Raw genomic sequence first — 16057 nt, forward strand, 5'->3', positions numbered from 1 at the left:
CGGAATTACCCGGCTTTCAGCCGTATATTTACGCCTCAATTTTCAATTCATCCTAATGGAAAAGAAGCCACCCGGCATTCTACATCTGCTTAAGCCTTACCGTGGTTTAACGCTGCTGCTTCTGCTGTTTACCTTGCTGAGCAATGCCATTAATCTGTGGCTGCCCCGCATTATAGCACATAGCATCGATGCTTTCAACGCCGGTATTTTTGAATATCGTTCGGTGATCACTGAATTTTTAGTGGCCATTACAAGCATTCTGGTATTTGCTTATCTGCAAAGTATTATTCAGACTTATGCTTCTGAAAAAGTAGCACGCGATCTGCGTACCCGGCTTTCGGATAAATTGTCGAAACAGAGTTATGCATTTATCGAACAGGCAAATCCGTCGAAACTGCTGACCAGCCTTACGGCAGATGTTGATTCGATCAAGCTGTTCATTTCGCAGGCGATCGTGTCAATCGTTTCCTCGTTGTTCATCATTATTGGCGCCAGCGTTCTGCTGCTCGGCATCAACTGGAAGCTTGCCTTGTGTGTGATTGCGATCATTCCAGTCATTGGTCTGACGTTTTTCTTTGTATTGCGCAAAGTACGGGCGTTATTTATTGAAAGCCGTGGTGTGATCGATGTGTTGAACAAAGTCATTAACGAAAGTATTCTCGGTGCCGCATTGATCCGCGTGGTGAATTCGCAGCAACTAGAGTACGACAAATTTCTGGAGGTAAATACCAAAGCGAAAAATTATGGTCTGACGATCATGCGTATGTTCGCCAAACTGATTCCTGTAATCACGTTCTCCGCAAATATGGCGATGCTTTGCATTCTCGCATTGGGCGGACATTTCGTTATCAACGGTAGTCTTTCGCTCGGTGATTTTGCAGCGTTCAATAGCTACCTGGCCATGCTGATTCTGCCCATCCTGATTATCGGTTTTATGAGCAATGTCATTGCACAGGCTACCGCATCGTACACACGTATACAAGCCGTGCTCAATGCGTCTGAACCTGTAGAGACCGGAACACGCACCAACGATTTGCACGGCAATATTGAAGTCGATAATGTTTCGGTTTTGTATGGACAAACGCCCGTGCTGCGTGACATTTCCTTTAAAATAAATGCAGGCAGTAAGATCGCAATCATTGGGCCGACAGCAGCCGGTAAAACCCAATTGTTGTATTTGTTGGCCGGACTGATCAAGCCAACCAGTGGTGTTATCCGTTTTGATAATCATCCTTTCGAAGAATATAAAAGCGAACATTTTTACCGTCAGATGGGATTGGTTTTTCAGGACAGCATTATTTTCAACATGAGCATCCGGGAAAATATTGCGTTCAGCGAAGACGTGACGGATGAGCGGTTGGCGAAGGCAATTCAATCAGCAGAACTGAGTGATTTCATTAAAACATTACCAGAGCAGTTAAATACCGTTGTCTCCGAACGCGGTACCAGCCTTTCCGGCGGCCAGAAGCAGCGTATTATGCTTGCACGGGCACTAGCGGTAGAACCGAAAATTCTGTTGCTGGATGATTTTACTGCACGCGTTGATAATGCAACAGAAGCAAGAATCCTGCACAATATTCAGCAGAATTATCCTGACCTCACACTGATTTCGGTGACCCAAAAAATTGCATCGGTAGAACATTATGACCAAATCATTTTACTCATGCAGGGTGAAATGCTGGCTGCAGGTACCCATGAAGAATTAATGCACACCAGTCCCGAATACGTACAGTTGTTTAACTCCCAACAAAGCACCAGCAATTATGAGCTACGATCTTAATCATATCAGCGGCCAGCAGCAAAAAACATCCAATTACGCCGCGCTGAAAGGATTGCTGAAGCTTATTGCGCATGAGCGACCAACGTTGTTGAAAGCATCCGCAGCTATTTTGCTGAATTCGGGCTTGAACCTCTGTGGTCCGTTCCTGATCGGTTATACGATCGATCATTATGTGCAGCATAAAGATTATCATGGCGTGTTGTTGTTCTCCGGCATCTTGCTCGGTATGTACCTGACTGCGTTATTTACAAGCTATTTTCAGACCAATCTGATGGGTGGTGTGGGGCAGCGTTTGCTCTTTACACTGCGCAATACCATTTTTGAAAAACTACAGGTGTTGCCGATGGCTTTTTTCAATTCGAATAAAGCCGGCGATCTGATTTCAAGAGTGAACAATGACACAGACAAACTCAATACTTTTTTCTCACAGTCACTCACGCAATTTATCGGCAGTATTGTAACGATGACTGGTGCCGGTATTTTTCTGCTGGCAACTAATCCGAAACTCGGTGCTGCAACTTTACTACCGGCATTGTTGATTTTGATCTTCACCAAAGTTGTTTCGCCCTGGGTGAAAAAGAAAAATGCGGTGAATCTCAAAAGCGTGGGCGGCATGAGTGCAGAAATTCAGGAAAGCTTAAGTAATTTTCGTGTGATCATCGCTTTTAATCGTCGTGATTATTTCCGTCAGCGTTTTGATGCTGTCAATCGCGAAAACTATCGGACCGCCGTCGGAGCTGGTCTGGCGAATAATGTTTTCCTTCCTGTGTATAGTTTTTTCTCCGGCATGGCACAATTAATTGTGTTGTGTCTGGGTATTTATCTCATTTCCATACATGAGTTTACTGTGGGTTTGTTGGTTAGTTTTCTGGCTTATGTTGTAAACTTCTACAACCCGCTTCGTCAGTTGGCTGCGCTGTGGACAAACTTTCAGGTGGCAATGGCCGGCTGGGATCGTATCAGTCAGATTCTGGCAATGGATAATAATATGCCGGCAATTGAACAACAACCGGAAGTGAATGCTGCGCCGGTGTTAGAATTCAGAAACGTGCATTTCGGATATGTGAAAGACAAGGAGATCCTGCACGATATTTCGTTGCAACTGGAGAGTGGTAAAACCTATGCATTCGTTGGCCCTACTGGTGGCGGCAAAAGTACTACGGCATCATTGATTGCCCGTTTGTATGACCCGACAGATGGTGAAGTATTACTGAATGGCCGTGATATTCGGTCCTTTACTCCGGAAGAACGCGCAGGTAAAATTGGTTTTATCTTACAGGAGCCGTTTTTGTTTTCGGGCACGGTGAAAGACAATATCCTCTATGGAAATCCGCAATACCAGCATTTTTCCAATGAACAACTGGAAGCGGTTATTCAACAGAATAATCTGGGAACGCTACTGAAGATATTTGATCAGGGATTAGATACAAAAGTGAGTTCGGGCGGAGATAGTATCAGCCTAGGACAAAAGCAGTTGATCGCGTTTATGCGTGCCGTGCTGCGCAATCCGGAAATATTGATTTTGGATGAAGCCACTGCAAATATTGATACTGTAACAGAACGTTTGCTGGAAGATATTCTGGATAAATTACCTCCAACCACTACACGTATGATCATTGCACATCGATTGAATACTATCGAAAATGCAGATGAAATCTTCTTTGTAAATGCTGGTGAAGTAACACGTGCCGGTTCGTTTGAAGACGCACTGGATAAGCTTTTGAGCGGAAAACGGACTAGTTGATAATTGACAATCGCTCGCGTTTGTCACTCTGACGAAGGAAGAGTCCCGCGTAATACGACGCCTATTTGTACACAAAATAAAGTCGCAAAGGTTTTAACCTGTTGCGACTTTTTTATTCGTCAGATGTTTCGTGTCATGAATGCTTTTCAGCTTAGAACTGGCAGTTGATCCCGCCGAAAATCTGCAATGCCGGTTGGTTCAAACCTTGATGTAGTATGGTGAATTGCGGTTCGAGGAAGATGTTGAGCACCACGTTGTCAACCTTCAGCACATGGCCTGCGCCAATGCCGATCGGTACGTTATAACTATTCGTCTCTGTATTAAATGACCAGAGTGCGGTTGATCTCAGGTAAGCACCTTTACCCAATTGAAAAATTCCAAATGGCTGCACGATTAGTAAACTCGCATCAGGTCTGTCCGTCTGTCCGGCAATTGAATGCTGGTAAGTGATCAACGTACCCCACTGGAACGCTCTGGAAGCAGTGTTGAACAAAACCAGCGCACCACCGAGTTGCCATTTCCCCGAGCCGGTGTAAGGCGAGGTCGCAGTAGGGATCACCACTTGCGGACCAATACCAATCAACATTTTGGAGCTCGGTTTGCTAAGCGTATAAGTAGCAAAAAAATTCAGGTCGCCAAGACCAGAGCTGTAAGTAGGACGACCTATGGCATCGTATCCCGACGGGTTTGTATTAAGCGGTTGTGTCACACGCACCAATACCTTTCCTTTTGCAAAGGGCATTGCATACCGGATCAGCATGCTGTTGGCCTTCATGCTCGCATCTTCGTAAATAGACGGAATGTAGTAGTTCTGGAAATTTAGCGCCTTTGTATCAGCTAATGGATTATTTGCCTTTGCTGCTTCTGCGTCCGAAACCTGCGCTCGTCCGTTTATAGCGAAGAACAGGGTGGCTAAAGTAAGTGCGGTGATATGTTTGATCATTGTGAAGTAGTTTGGGTAATATAAATATATTGTATTTTGATTATTTGTTTTCTGTTTTTCCATTTTCTTTTCTGGTTTAAATAGTGCGCACATGAAAAGAGCAACTGAATTTTCAGCTGCTCTTTTAATCTTGCAATAGTTTGTATTGGACGTTTATTCTACTGTTAGGTTTTTCCTTGGGATTATTTTTGATACAGAAGAGTGCAACTCCGGTTGAGCTTCGTTGCGACGCATTACGTTCATCAGCAGTGCAGCTATTGTACATTTTCCATATTACGCAGGAGACTGTACTATGTATCAATACACGTTTTTAGAAGCTCAAATTTTAAGACACAGACCGTTTGCTCAAAGAAAAAAACGGTCAGACGACTAGGATTCTTCCGGACGTCGGTTGCGTTTATGCTTTCAGACTATTGACCAACGCAACATATCGCTGCATTGCATCTTCCTTACTAACGTCCTTGAGTCCATGCCATGCATTATATTTTGCGGTAGCAACGAAGTCAAACATGCCCGCATTACTTTCTGCCGGTGCATCACCTTCCGTAGCTTGCTTGTAAAGACTGTAGAGCTTCAGCAAGGTTTCATTGTCTGGTTTTTCTGGCAGCGTTTTACTATCAGCTACCGCCTGTTCAAATGTATTCATGGGTTAGATTTTTTAGTTGATAAGTGAGAATCGGATAATCGGAAACGGAAGCCGATTCCCGCACATTTCATTGCCACATTAAATCGATTCCATCACAAAATCCTCGCTCCGCGGTACTTTCATAAACAGGTCATTGAGCTCATCCGGCAGTTTAGAAAGTTTTCGTTTTTCCATATCAATCCAGGCGCCGTCTACATTAACGATTGCAGCGCGTACTTCATCTTTACGAAATATTTCATGACGTATTGACCACCGCGATCCATCGGGACGGGCCTTCGTCAGAACGCAACTCACGCGCACAATATCGCCCATTCCAATTTCACGCTGATACAATAATTCTTCGCGAAACAAAATAGGACCGAGCCTCAGTTTTGCAAATACGCCCACCGGAATGCCTAGCTTTTCTAACAGTTCGAGACGCGCCTGGGCTGCAAAATCAGCATAAGCAGAATGGCGCAGATGCATGTTTGCATCAATCTGCGACCATAAAACCGGTGCTTCAAAAAATATGTTTTCCATGAAGGAATGTTTTATACTACAAGTTAAGAAGCTCCTAGTTATAAAACCTCAGACGACTGAAGCCAGTTTTCGTTAATAACAGTATTTTTCAGCGTAAGTCAATGCTGCCAATGACTTCTCAATTTCCGGCAGCGCTGCGCAAAGTTGCTCAAACGATTTGATCGTAAAATAAACTGGTTGCAAAATATCTGTGCGGTAATCGGTCGAAAGCATTTGCGTAATATCAAAGGAAAGCTTGACGGATGCATCACTTAGGCTGTTTGCCGTTTCACCTGGCGAAGAAATAATACCCGCGCCGAATATTTTAGGCATGTTTTTTTCGTGCAGTAAGCCGAACTCAATAGTGAACCAATATACTCGACCCAGTAGCGCAATTATCTCCGGTACGTCAATCCATTTCATAGCGAGTTTGCCAAAGCCTTCCATAAAATCTGCATAGGCTTCGTTTGTAAGCAATGGCACATGTCCGAAAACATCGTGAAACATGTCCGGCTCTTCGATGTAATCCAGTTCTGCCATAGTTCGTAGCCAGCAGGTTGCCGGAAATATTTTCTGCGAAAGCAGCTGAAAGAATTCCCGCTGTGGTACTAGTTCTGGCGCAACAACAACTTTCCAGCCAGTGAAGGATTCCAGCCGCTTGTTCATTTTTTCGAAATGAGGGATTTCGTCGCCATTAAATCCAATGTCTTCAAGTGCTTTTAGATAAAGTTTACTTGCCTGCGGTCGTAATAAATTCATCTGACGTTTAAAAAGTAGCTGCCAGACTTGAAAATCTTCGGTGGTGTACGCGCTGTAAAGCTGCGCCAATGGCTTATGCCTTTGCATGTTTTTATAAATTTTTGGTTTGGGAAAAAAATGCGGATGGGACAAAAAAATACCCGGTTCCGCTGTCTGGAACCGGGTATGGCTGAATTATATTAACGCAATACAGTAGCCGCTATTCCAAACAATATCGTTGAGAATAGTAATAATAATAAACTGCTTGTATGTTGCGGTTTTGTTGCATCGTTGAAGAACGAAGGTAGCGGCTTAGTTTGAGAAAATCAAAAAACTATTTTTTTAGAACCGGTAACCGAAGCGCAGATTGCCTTGTATCATAATGTCCTGGCCATAATTTTTTCCATCGACCTTGTCGAAATACATGATACCCATGCCCGCCTCAAGTCCAGTGTAAAAATGACGGGAAATATTTATGTTCAGTGCATTGTTGATCAGCAAACCAAATTGTATTTCTGTGCTATGACGCTTAAGTGTTGGCGGGTCACTCGGTTCTCCTGCGGGACACCAGTTAAATTCACCACTATTCGTTAAACGTCCCACACCCAATCCAAGCGATGGGCCAAAGCTATAACTTACAGTATGCGCATTGCCGGCGGGATAAAATTTAATGCCCGGAAACACATACCCCATCTGAACGCGGGATGCAGGTTCGCAAGGATCATTTTTACCGAAAGAATAAGCTACAGGAATATAGAGGCTGAATTTTTTTGAGAGCATGCGCTCGTATTGAAGCCCAAATCCTGTAAGTGAAGCATTGGTAACTTGTGCGGGCGAAACCGAAATAATATTGCGTGTTGTATTTTCCTGCGAATAAGCATTGGAATGCAACAGCAGACCGCTTAGGGCAATAGAAAGGGCTATCGATCTCATAAGACTATTGTTTAGGTTAGGTGTTATAACGACAAGGTAGTAAAAATTATTATGCAAGTATTCGCCGTTTGTCTGTGTGTCATCTGATGTTTGCGATAGAATGCTTTACTCACGTTTGTCCAGATGAAAGAGAAATCCCGCGGAATGTCTGCCGACGTTATGCGCGACGCCTGTTTGAAGCGACGTGACATAAAGTCGAAGAATGAGCAATACGCTTAAAATGGTACTATGAGCTTCACGCAAAGATTTCTACCCATGCCATAGATTCCATAGTGTCCATTTGGTGACGCGCTGTAATATTCAAAGTATTTCAAGCGGCTCATATTGCTTTGGCAGGCCAGATCAAAAACATTATTTACCTGAACCCTCAATTGAAGCGTTTTATGATGCGCGTACCGTATTTCGGCGCCAGCTGCAACATCGCAAAGCGTATAAGATGGCGTGGCGGATTCTGTATTATACAAACTCAGATATCTGTTTTGCGCTGCATTATATTCAACTGCTGCTGAAATATTAATTGTAGGAACGTATTTCCATTTAGGCACAAACTCCTGACTGATAGTGGTGATCAGTTTAGCCGGTGGAGTAAGTGGCAGATAGGCGCCGGAATTCCCCTGGTCTTTAAAAGTTTCATTCCGGTTGAAACCATAAATCAACGCGAAATTATTATTCCAGTCAAAGCCTTTCAGCGCCATAGGATGTATGTCCAGTGAGGCTTCTGCGCCATAAAGCTGTGCAGTCGATTGCTGATATTGAAACGTTTTGTTACCCTGTGCATCGATTACCGGGTTGCCACCTGCGTCTGCTAATTGTGTGAGGTAAATATAGTGCAGTACATTGTTGTTGAACACACTTAACGACGCTGCAAAATCGTCAAACTGAAAAAAAGCACCGATATCTTCTTGCCAATTTGTTTCGGGTTCAAAATTCCGGTTGCCCAAATAAATGATATGAGCACCGGGGTCCAGTCCATTTGATAAAGACTCTGTGATGTTTGGACTTCTGTAACCCTTGGCTATATTGATTTTTAAGCTTAGGTGCGGATTGATTTCATAAGTGCCCCCGATACTTACAGATATGCCGTTGTAGTTTTTTTGAAATGCAGGAAATTGAAGTGTTGTATTTGCTGTATCCGGGAAACGGACTTGTTCGCCAAAGCCTGTTTGCGCGTTCGTACGTACGTAAAAGTCTTTACTGTTCACTTGTCTGGTATCGTACCTGACACCACCGCTCATAGTCATTTTCTTATGTTTCCATTTACCGCAGGCATAAGCTCCAACATCAAAGAGCGTATAGTCGGGTATTGGAAAGTCAGTAGCATCAAGGCTTTTGTTGTTTTGATACATTCCATTTGCACCAACAGTAAAGTCAATTTCTTTGGTCAATGAGATCGCATAACGCAAGTCATAATTGAGTGTATTCAATCGTACATACATGCCCGCCTGGTGAGGTTGAGTAGGGTGATTGTACTCACGTCTGATGTTTTGCTGCCATCCCAACAATGCATCTATACGGCTTTTCCCAAGTTCATAATGGTTGTTTGTGTAAACCCGGTAGTGCTGTATATGCTGATGTAGCGGACTCAGGCGGTAGCTATTCAGTTCTTCGTTGTTCACAACAGGCCGCTGCGTAATATCATCAGAAGTACCTTCAAAAACTTGTTTGGTAAATTGCCGTGTAGTAGAATCCCTGCTGCCATCCGGAATTCCTTGCAGGTTGTCATACAAAGTAAAGTTGAGCAGACTTTTGCCGTACTTGCTATAATAGCCGGTGGCTGCTGCAACGTTTTTCTCGTTGAATCCTGTGTTATAAACCCTTCCATCAATATTGTTCTTATAGTTTTTTGCAATTCTGTAAGAACCCCGCACCTGCCACATCCATTTATTATCGCGATAGCCAAGCCGCAGGCCAGTGCCGATAAGTCCATTGTTCGACTGATACTCCGAAATGAAACGTCCGATGATTTTGCCATTGTTGGGTGGCATATAGGGGAACAAACTGATCACTCCTGCCAATGCATCACTGCCATACATCAGGCTCGCCGGCCCCTTAATCACTTCTGCACGGTCCACATTATATCCGTCCACCTCGATGCCATGTTCGTCGCCCCATTGTTGGCCTTCCTGACGGATACCATCGTATAACGTCAGCACGCGATTATAACCGAGTCCGCGGATAAATGGTTTGGAAATATTAGGGCCCGTTTTAACAGCCGTCAGTCCGGGAACATTTTTTACGAGTACATCAATGATATTATTTTCGGAAGCACGCTCTATGGTTTTGGAAGAAACAGCAGTAATCGCGACAGGGTTTTCCTTGATCCTGGTAGCTTTCGAAACGCCCGATATCACCAGTTCATTGAGCGTTTTATTGCTGGCAGACAACGAAATAGTCAAGGAGGTTTTTTCAGTAATTAAAATAGTGTCTGTGTTGTAACCGATATGGGTGGAAATGAGTTGCTTGTTAGAACGATCTCCACTCAGCATTAAAACGAACTTGCCATTCTTATCTGAATAGGTGCCGTTTGTGCTGCCTGCAATACGTACCGAAGCATTGACCAGTACGGCTTTCGTTTCCGCGTCAATGATGATACCGCTTATAATTTGTGCTTTCGCAGGAACGAAAAACAGCAGTGATAGTAGTGGTAAAAGGTTTTTCATTTTAAATTTTGTAAGCAAAACTATTTATTTAGACTAATCTAAACAAATTGTTTTGTTGTCTTCTTTAGGCTGGGGAATAATGATATATGTATAAAATGTATTAGATTACATAAGCTATTTATCGACGCGGGCATGGTTCGACATAAAAAACTGAAGATTGGCGGCATTGTGTTCGTATGCTTTTTGCTGGGTGTACACTTGTTCGTCAAATGGAAAGCCGGTCATATTCTCAGCAGCATTGTCAGTAACATTACCAATAATAAGTACCGGCTCAAAACATCTGCTGTTCGTATTCATTATACGACGATAGGTATTCTCGCCAAAAATGTGGTACTGGAGCCTGTAGATTCGGCCGAAAGAAATAATGCAGTGCATTTTACGGCAGATGAAGTGCTGCTTGATTTACACGGTTTACGCTCCTTGTTTGCCGATCGTGCACTCAACATAGATGAAGTACGATTAGTGAATCCTACTATCATTATTCCGCCGCCAAAAGATGTGCCTGCAGTGAAAGATACAAGTGACATTGTCATTCACGATCAGTTGCTTTCCATACAGAACACCGTCAATAATATGGTGAACTCGCTGCGCATGACCCGTTTCAGAATTGATAATGCACAGATTAAAATATACACTGATCAGCAAAATCATTTCTTCTCGGTCGACAGAGTTTCGTTACATGTCGATCATTTATTTGCTGATGTAAAAGCGAATCAGCTGGCAAAGAAAATAAAGCTGAATGCAGATATTCATCTCTGGCTGGATCATCCGCATATTGTATATCCCGATAGTGCTGTAGCCATTACAATAGATCAGTTTGACTGGAATAGTGCCACGCATAAATTCGTCATTGAGAACATAGCATTTTCCAAGAGAAAGAATACGCCCGGGGGCGATAGCTCGCACATTAATCTGCATGAAGTAAGTATCACAAGGCTCAATTGGAGTAAATGGGCTAATGCCGGTGAAATCGTCATTGATACTGTAAAAGCAAATTCCGGTGATGTGTATATCGAAACCATCGCTAAATCCGGAAAGAAAGGTAAGCAAAGCAATGATATTGCAAATCGAAGTATTCTGAATTTGCTGAGTCCGATGTCTATTCAGTATTTGTCGATAAGGAAAATAAATTCATCGGCACAAACTACTTCCGATAATCTGGCGCTGGCAGGAAAGATCGATGGCGACAGTCTGGAGGTAACGGGTTTCAATCTTGATGCGACACGTAAAGCGCCCGTTCAGTTAAAAAGTCTGAAGCTGGATATCAAACAATTTAAAGGCAAAGATCTTGGCGATACCTGGGAAACTTCTTTTGCGGTGTTCCGTATTGATCAGGATAGCATTGTGCTCAAGGATTATACGCTGCAAAGCACAGCTGAAAGCCATTTTGGCAATCGTAACCTGTTCCGTATTCCGCGGTTAGTGCTTACAGATTTTTCATTGTCGGAACTAGTTGCAGGCCGGTTGAAAGCAGATGAAATGAGAATGGAAAACCCGTATTTTCAATTGCAGCCGGGTTTGCTCACCATTCCGAAAGGCCGGCAAAAGGCTGTGTTGAAGCCAAGAACGCTGAAGGAACGTTTTCCTTATCTGAGTGTCCGTTCTTTTATTTTGAGTAACGGAACGCTGGTTATTTTCGATAAGCATTCTGCAAATAAAATTGTGCAGGCAAATGGCATTAACGGCAGTGTAGATATCACGCAGTTAATGCAAGCGAATGGTGTAGCGGAATACATTACTTCGGGCAAAATGGTCGATATCGAAAATGTACAGCTAAATCTGCCACAGGCACAGGTTTTGACCACGGGTATGAAAATTGATCCGGATGCCCACACGGTTTTTCTCAACACAGTCAATGCAACGCTTGCCAATAAAGCGGGTAAGGTTGGGATGACTGGTGTGTTGCTTCAGATCGATTCGCTGAACCGGATTATTCATGAACGCAATAATTATAGTTTGAAAGAATTGTCCGTTGTGACGGTGAGCGCGGATGTGGCACTGGATAAATTGCCGAAGGCTAAAAAGAAAACGACGCCAGGTGAATCGCCTTTCTGGATGATTCGTCAGGTAAATGTTGGCGCGGGAAATATTCGTGCTAAGAAAGGGGCAATGACTAGTTCACTCGTGCTCGATAAAATTGCTATTGTTGGTTTAAGTAATGCCGGCGGTACGATTGGCTGGGACGATATAAGTGTGGCTTCGCACAAACTGGCGTTTGCTAATAAAGATATGGTTGCCAGCGCTGATCAGGTGGTGTTGCGTAGTAATGACGTTACACAGCTACAGAACTTCCGTTTTTATATGAACGGGAAAGGTAAAAATATCACGGCAGAGGTTCCTGTGATTCAAATGCAGATACCTTTGCATGCTTTGCCACAAAAGGACTTCGATATGGAGCTGGCATCAGCACATTTTCTGAATCCTTCCTTTCAGTATGCTTCTGCAAATGATACCAGCCATTTTCATATTGGCGGCTCCGGTGATCATTTAAATTTTTCAGGCCTGAAATTGCATCAGGAACAAGGACAAAAATTAAAATGGAATGCGGCAGAAATTGATGTAAAAACAAATGGCGTTTCCTTTCAAAAAGATGACCACACTACTGCGCATTATGAGGCGTTTTCGGCTACGCTGACCGACGTGGATGCGCGTAGTCCCGGGCGGCCTTTAAGCTTTAATGTAAAGGATTTTTTATTGCAGGGGGTGACGTATAGCCGGAAGGTAAATGATAAAGAGGCCAGTCTGAAACTGAACGATGTAACGATTGTCAACACGGGAAGGGTTGTGGCGACTAAGGATTCATTACTCCGGTTACTGTATGGAAATGCTGGTATTTTGATGAACGGTGCGGATATTATTCTGGATAATCCGTTGCAGACTATTCGTTTTTATAATGTAAGTGTTGACATCGCACATAAAAGCTTTACGGTAGATAGCTTTACGATGCGTAACAAAATGAGTCGTGACAGTATCTTTGCCATGCAGCCGGTAGAGAAGGATGTGTTCACTGTGAGCAGCGGGAGAATCAGTGCGGGTGGGGTTTCTACAGTGCGCTATATGTCGGACACTGGTTTTGCGATTCACAATATGAACATCGATAGCCTTAAACTTAAGGTAGAGCGTGATAAGCGTCGTCCGGATGATACGGTCAGTTATCGTCCGTTGCTAGCGAAGATGCTGGAGCGTATTCCTTTTCTGATTAGTGTTGATACCATTGTGCTTAAAAACAGTTTGATCTGGCATAATGTAATTGAGGAGAAAAGAGGGCAGGAGGGGACGATCTATTTTACCGACGTAAATGGCTGGGTCGCTGATGTGCGGAATTACAACATGAACAATGAGGATACTTTGCGGATTCGTGTCCGTGCGAAACTGATGGGCAAAGGCAATATGAATATGCGTTTCCGCCAGTCGTATGCCGACAGTCTGCAGACTTTTCTGCTCTACGCAAATATGGGTAAATACAAAATGGCCGGACTCAATCAGATTTTGGAGCCGCTGACCAGAATTAAGATTGATGAAGGCACGATCGATTCTATCTGGTTGCGTGTAAAGGCTAATGATTTGGTTGCTTTCGGCAGTATGGAAATGGATTATCGCGAGCTGAGAGTGGCGTTGGTCAACAAGCGGCACGAACGCCAGGGATTTTTATCCTGGGTGGCAAACAAAGTAATTCATAAGAAAAATTATAAACGAGGTAAAGTTTACGTAGAAAGGCTTCAGAACAAAGCTATATTCAACTATTGGGGCAAAATTTCACTCAGCGGACTTTTGAGTAATATCGGTATTCGAAGAGATAAAAAATACAATAAGCTTTACCGCGAAGCAATGGAAAAATATCACTTGCCACCGGATTTATTGAAAGATGATTTGGACGATTAGCTGGTTTGTTTAGTGATGTTCTAAGTTGTACGTAATAGGTTTGCTTACCGGGAACTTAAAACGTACAACTTAAAACATACAACTTAAAATTCAGAATCCAGAAACTTCGGCAACGATGTACCAATAATATAAGTCCAGCCTGCTTCGAAACTTTCACGTGCAAAATCCTTGCTTGTTTGCGGGAATGTTTCCAGTCCTTCATGAGTAAGTTTTAGACGAGTATTTTCTCCTTCCGGAAATAATTCAAAAGTCAAAACCGAACTGCCTTCATACCCCTCATAGTGCCAGGTGTACTGCAGTTTTTTGTCTACGATAACTTCAGTGATTTTACAAAGATGCACATAAGTCTGTTCTTCGCTGCCGCCGGTAAAAGTAAATTCATGGCCAATTTCCGGCTTAAAAGAAGACACATCAAAGTACCATTTTTTCATTTGATCTTTGTCGGTAATGGCTTGCCATACTTTATGAACGGGCGCATTAAATACACGCTCAATGACGATTGGATTGTTGCTCATAACTTTATTTATTATCGCTGATGTTTGATTTTTTAGATCGGTGATTCAAAATGAAGAGATAAGTTACATTTTAAAACCCAGAACAGACCACTCACCATTCACAAATCGAATAGGAGACGTCAGAGATCAGTGATTTTAATTCTGGTTTTCCGGAACAGGCAGCGGCACAGGTCTTGTTTCGTTTAGTTTGTGCATTTCCAGAATGGTCGTTTTGCCATCTTCACTTTCGCGGTACATCGGCACAAATTTTTCACCGAATTTCATTTCATGATAAGTGTATGAGGTACGCTGCAATACAGGGCTCGAATAAACTTCATCGAATCCCACAACCAATACATAAAGCTCAGCGTCGGCATTAGTTACATCGTCGCAACTAAAACCATAGATAGGGCTGTTCTCATCAATCGGATGCACGACAGTCCAGTTCATCGGGAAATTATCGATGTGCGAACGTTCCAGTACCAGATCATAAAACTGATAGCTGGCTTCGCCATTTTCTTCTACCCGCAAAGCGATATTTACTTTGATGTCGACATTCGTCAGCGTGTGATGATCTTTATAAGTGGCAAAGCGGAACATTAACGCAGTGCCGCCTTTGTACGGTGCAACGAGTGCTTGATCGCTGAACGCGAGATAGGGACGTGGTTTCGAAAATCGACCGTAGATAAGACCCGTTACTACCGCGAAGGAGAGAAAGCCGACCAGTGCTTCCAGACTTGCAATGATATTGGTAGGGTCATCAGTCGGATTGATACGGCCATAGCCCACTGTTGTAAAGGTCTGACAGCTGAAATAGAAAATTTCCTTAATCCGCCCCCAGTTTGTCTTTGCGTAGATGCCCTGCAGCTCGTCCATACCCGCTATCAGGTAGGCAGTGCTAAACAGTACATTCATAATAAAAAACACCATGACCACAAACAATCCGAATTTCCAGGAGGGTAATGTTTGCATTTTCTGGAAAAAACTGATGCGGTCGATAAAAGAAATGCCTTCGCGGCGAAGATTAAAGCTTCCGTCTCTGTTGATGAAACGTCCGCCGTAATTGCTGGCATTATTACCAAACCCGGTGTCATTGTTGGGTTTGAGTCTTGGATTTATTTTTTTGGGAGCTGACATGGTACGGAACGTTTATGCATTGTAAATTTAAGTCTTCGATAGTTGACATTGGTAGCCGATAATGGAAAAGCTACCCTGGCGCCAGAATTAGAGCAGCGCTCTAGTGTTTGTAAGACCGCCGGTTTGTAACTGGCACAAGATCATAAACGGCCATCCGTCACTCATAAATAAAACGACATGACAATAAACAGACTCGACCACCTCGTGCTAACGGTTGCAAATATCGAAGAGACCTGCCGGTTTTATGAACGGGTGCTTGGAATGGAAAGGGAGGTTTTTGGCAATGGGCGGATAGCACTGAAGTTCGGCAATCAAAAGATCAATTTGCACTTGAAAGGCCATGAGATAGATCCTAAAGCAGATAAGCCAACGCCGGGTGCAGCGGATTTATGCTTTATTACGGACACATTAATCGATGAAGTAATCGCGGAACTCATTGCACAGAATGTACCGTTGTTAGAAACGAAGGTGCCACGTACCGGCGCAAATGGCCCGATCGTTTCGGTATACTTCCGCGATCCGGATTTGAATTTGATTGAATTGAGTAATTACGTTACAGTTGACAATTGATAAAGAGTGTATAGAATACTCGTTTTGTGTTT

12 protein-coding genes are annotated in these 16057 nt (G+C 43.3%); 4 read left to right on the forward strand and 8 right to left on the reverse strand.

Features of this window, described 5'->3' with window-relative positions:
- Nucleotides 1-55 precede the first annotated feature (55 nt).
- Together DN068_RS17155 and DN068_RS17160 are read left to right on the forward strand one after the other, a co-directional pair.
- A complete protein-coding gene (locus DN068_RS17155) occupies nucleotides 56-1780 on the forward strand; it encodes an ABC transporter ATP-binding protein (protein WP_111000162.1) in 1725 nt (574 codons plus the stop codon).
- Nucleotides 1764-3524, forward strand: a complete 1761-nt coding sequence (locus tag DN068_RS17160) for an ABC transporter ATP-binding protein (RefSeq protein ID WP_111000163.1) — start codon at nucleotides 1764-1766, stop codon at nucleotides 3522-3524. The genes DN068_RS17155 and DN068_RS17160 overlap by 17 nt, the downstream gene beginning before the upstream one ends.
- A 151-nt stretch (nucleotides 3525-3675) precedes the next feature.
- Here the strand turns inward: DN068_RS17160 and DN068_RS17165 are convergent, their stop codons facing one another.
- From DN068_RS17165 to DN068_RS17190, 6 genes are all read right to left on the reverse strand, one after another.
- Nucleotides 3676-4467 (reverse strand): hypothetical protein, encoded by a 792-nt coding sequence (locus tag DN068_RS17165; protein ID WP_123985391.1) that lies wholly within the window; start codon nucleotides 4465-4467, stop codon nucleotides 3676-3678.
- A 397-nt stretch (nucleotides 4468-4864) separates the two neighbouring features.
- A complete protein-coding gene (locus DN068_RS17170) occupies nucleotides 4865-5113 on the reverse strand; it encodes an acyl-CoA-binding protein (protein WP_111000165.1) in 249 nt (82 codons plus the stop codon).
- A gap of 78 nt (nucleotides 5114-5191) precedes the next feature.
- Nucleotides 5192-5632 carry an acyl-CoA thioesterase gene (locus DN068_RS17175; protein ID WP_111000166.1) on the reverse strand — a complete coding sequence of 147 codons (441 nt, stop codon included), beginning with the start codon at nucleotides 5630-5632 and terminating at the stop codon, nucleotides 5192-5194.
- A 72-nt stretch (nucleotides 5633-5704) separates the two neighbouring features.
- Nucleotides 5705-6457 (reverse strand): phenylalanine 4-monooxygenase, encoded by a 753-nt coding sequence (locus DN068_RS17180; protein WP_111000167.1) that lies wholly within the window; start codon nucleotides 6455-6457, stop codon nucleotides 5705-5707.
- A 234-nt stretch (nucleotides 6458-6691) separates the two neighbouring features.
- A complete protein-coding gene (locus DN068_RS17185) occupies nucleotides 6692-7282 on the reverse strand; it encodes a hypothetical protein (RefSeq protein ID WP_111000168.1) in 591 nt (196 codons plus the stop codon).
- Between the two features lie 215 nt (nucleotides 7283-7497).
- Nucleotides 7498-9942, reverse strand: a complete 2445-nt coding sequence (locus DN068_RS17190; RefSeq protein WP_111000169.1) for a TonB-dependent receptor — start codon at nucleotides 9940-9942, stop codon at nucleotides 7498-7500.
- 132 nt (nucleotides 9943-10074) lie between these two features.
- Between DN068_RS17190 and DN068_RS17195 the strand changes: the two genes are divergently transcribed.
- Complete coding sequence (locus DN068_RS17195) at nucleotides 10075-13824, forward strand: AsmA family protein (protein ID WP_111000170.1); 3750 nt, start codon at nucleotides 10075-10077, stop codon at nucleotides 13822-13824.
- 83 nt (nucleotides 13825-13907) lie between these two features.
- Here the strand turns inward: DN068_RS17195 and DN068_RS17200 are convergent, their stop codons facing one another.
- Together DN068_RS17200 and DN068_RS17205 are read right to left on the reverse strand one after the other, a co-directional pair.
- Nucleotides 13908-14339 (reverse strand): SRPBCC family protein, encoded by a 432-nt coding sequence (locus DN068_RS17200; protein ID WP_111000171.1) that lies wholly within the window; start codon nucleotides 14337-14339, stop codon nucleotides 13908-13910.
- Nucleotides 14340-14474: 135 nt separating this feature from the next.
- The gene (locus tag DN068_RS17205; RefSeq protein ID WP_111000172.1) at nucleotides 14475-15455 is read right to left on the reverse strand and encodes an ion channel; all 981 of its coding nucleotides are present in this window, start codon (nucleotides 15453-15455) and stop codon (nucleotides 14475-14477) included.
- Nucleotides 15456-15632: 177 nt separating this feature from the next.
- Here DN068_RS17205 and DN068_RS17210 point away from each other — a divergent pair, with 177 nt between their 5' ends.
- Nucleotides 15633-16025 carry a VOC family protein gene (locus DN068_RS17210; protein ID WP_111000173.1) on the forward strand — a complete coding sequence of 131 codons (393 nt, stop codon included), beginning with the start codon at nucleotides 15633-15635 and terminating at the stop codon, nucleotides 16023-16025.
- Nucleotides 16026-16057 lie beyond the last annotated feature (32 nt).

This window comes from Taibaiella soli (assembly GCF_003236175.1).
Taxonomy (GTDB): Bacteria; Bacteroidota; Bacteroidia; order Chitinophagales; family Chitinophagaceae; genus QKTW01.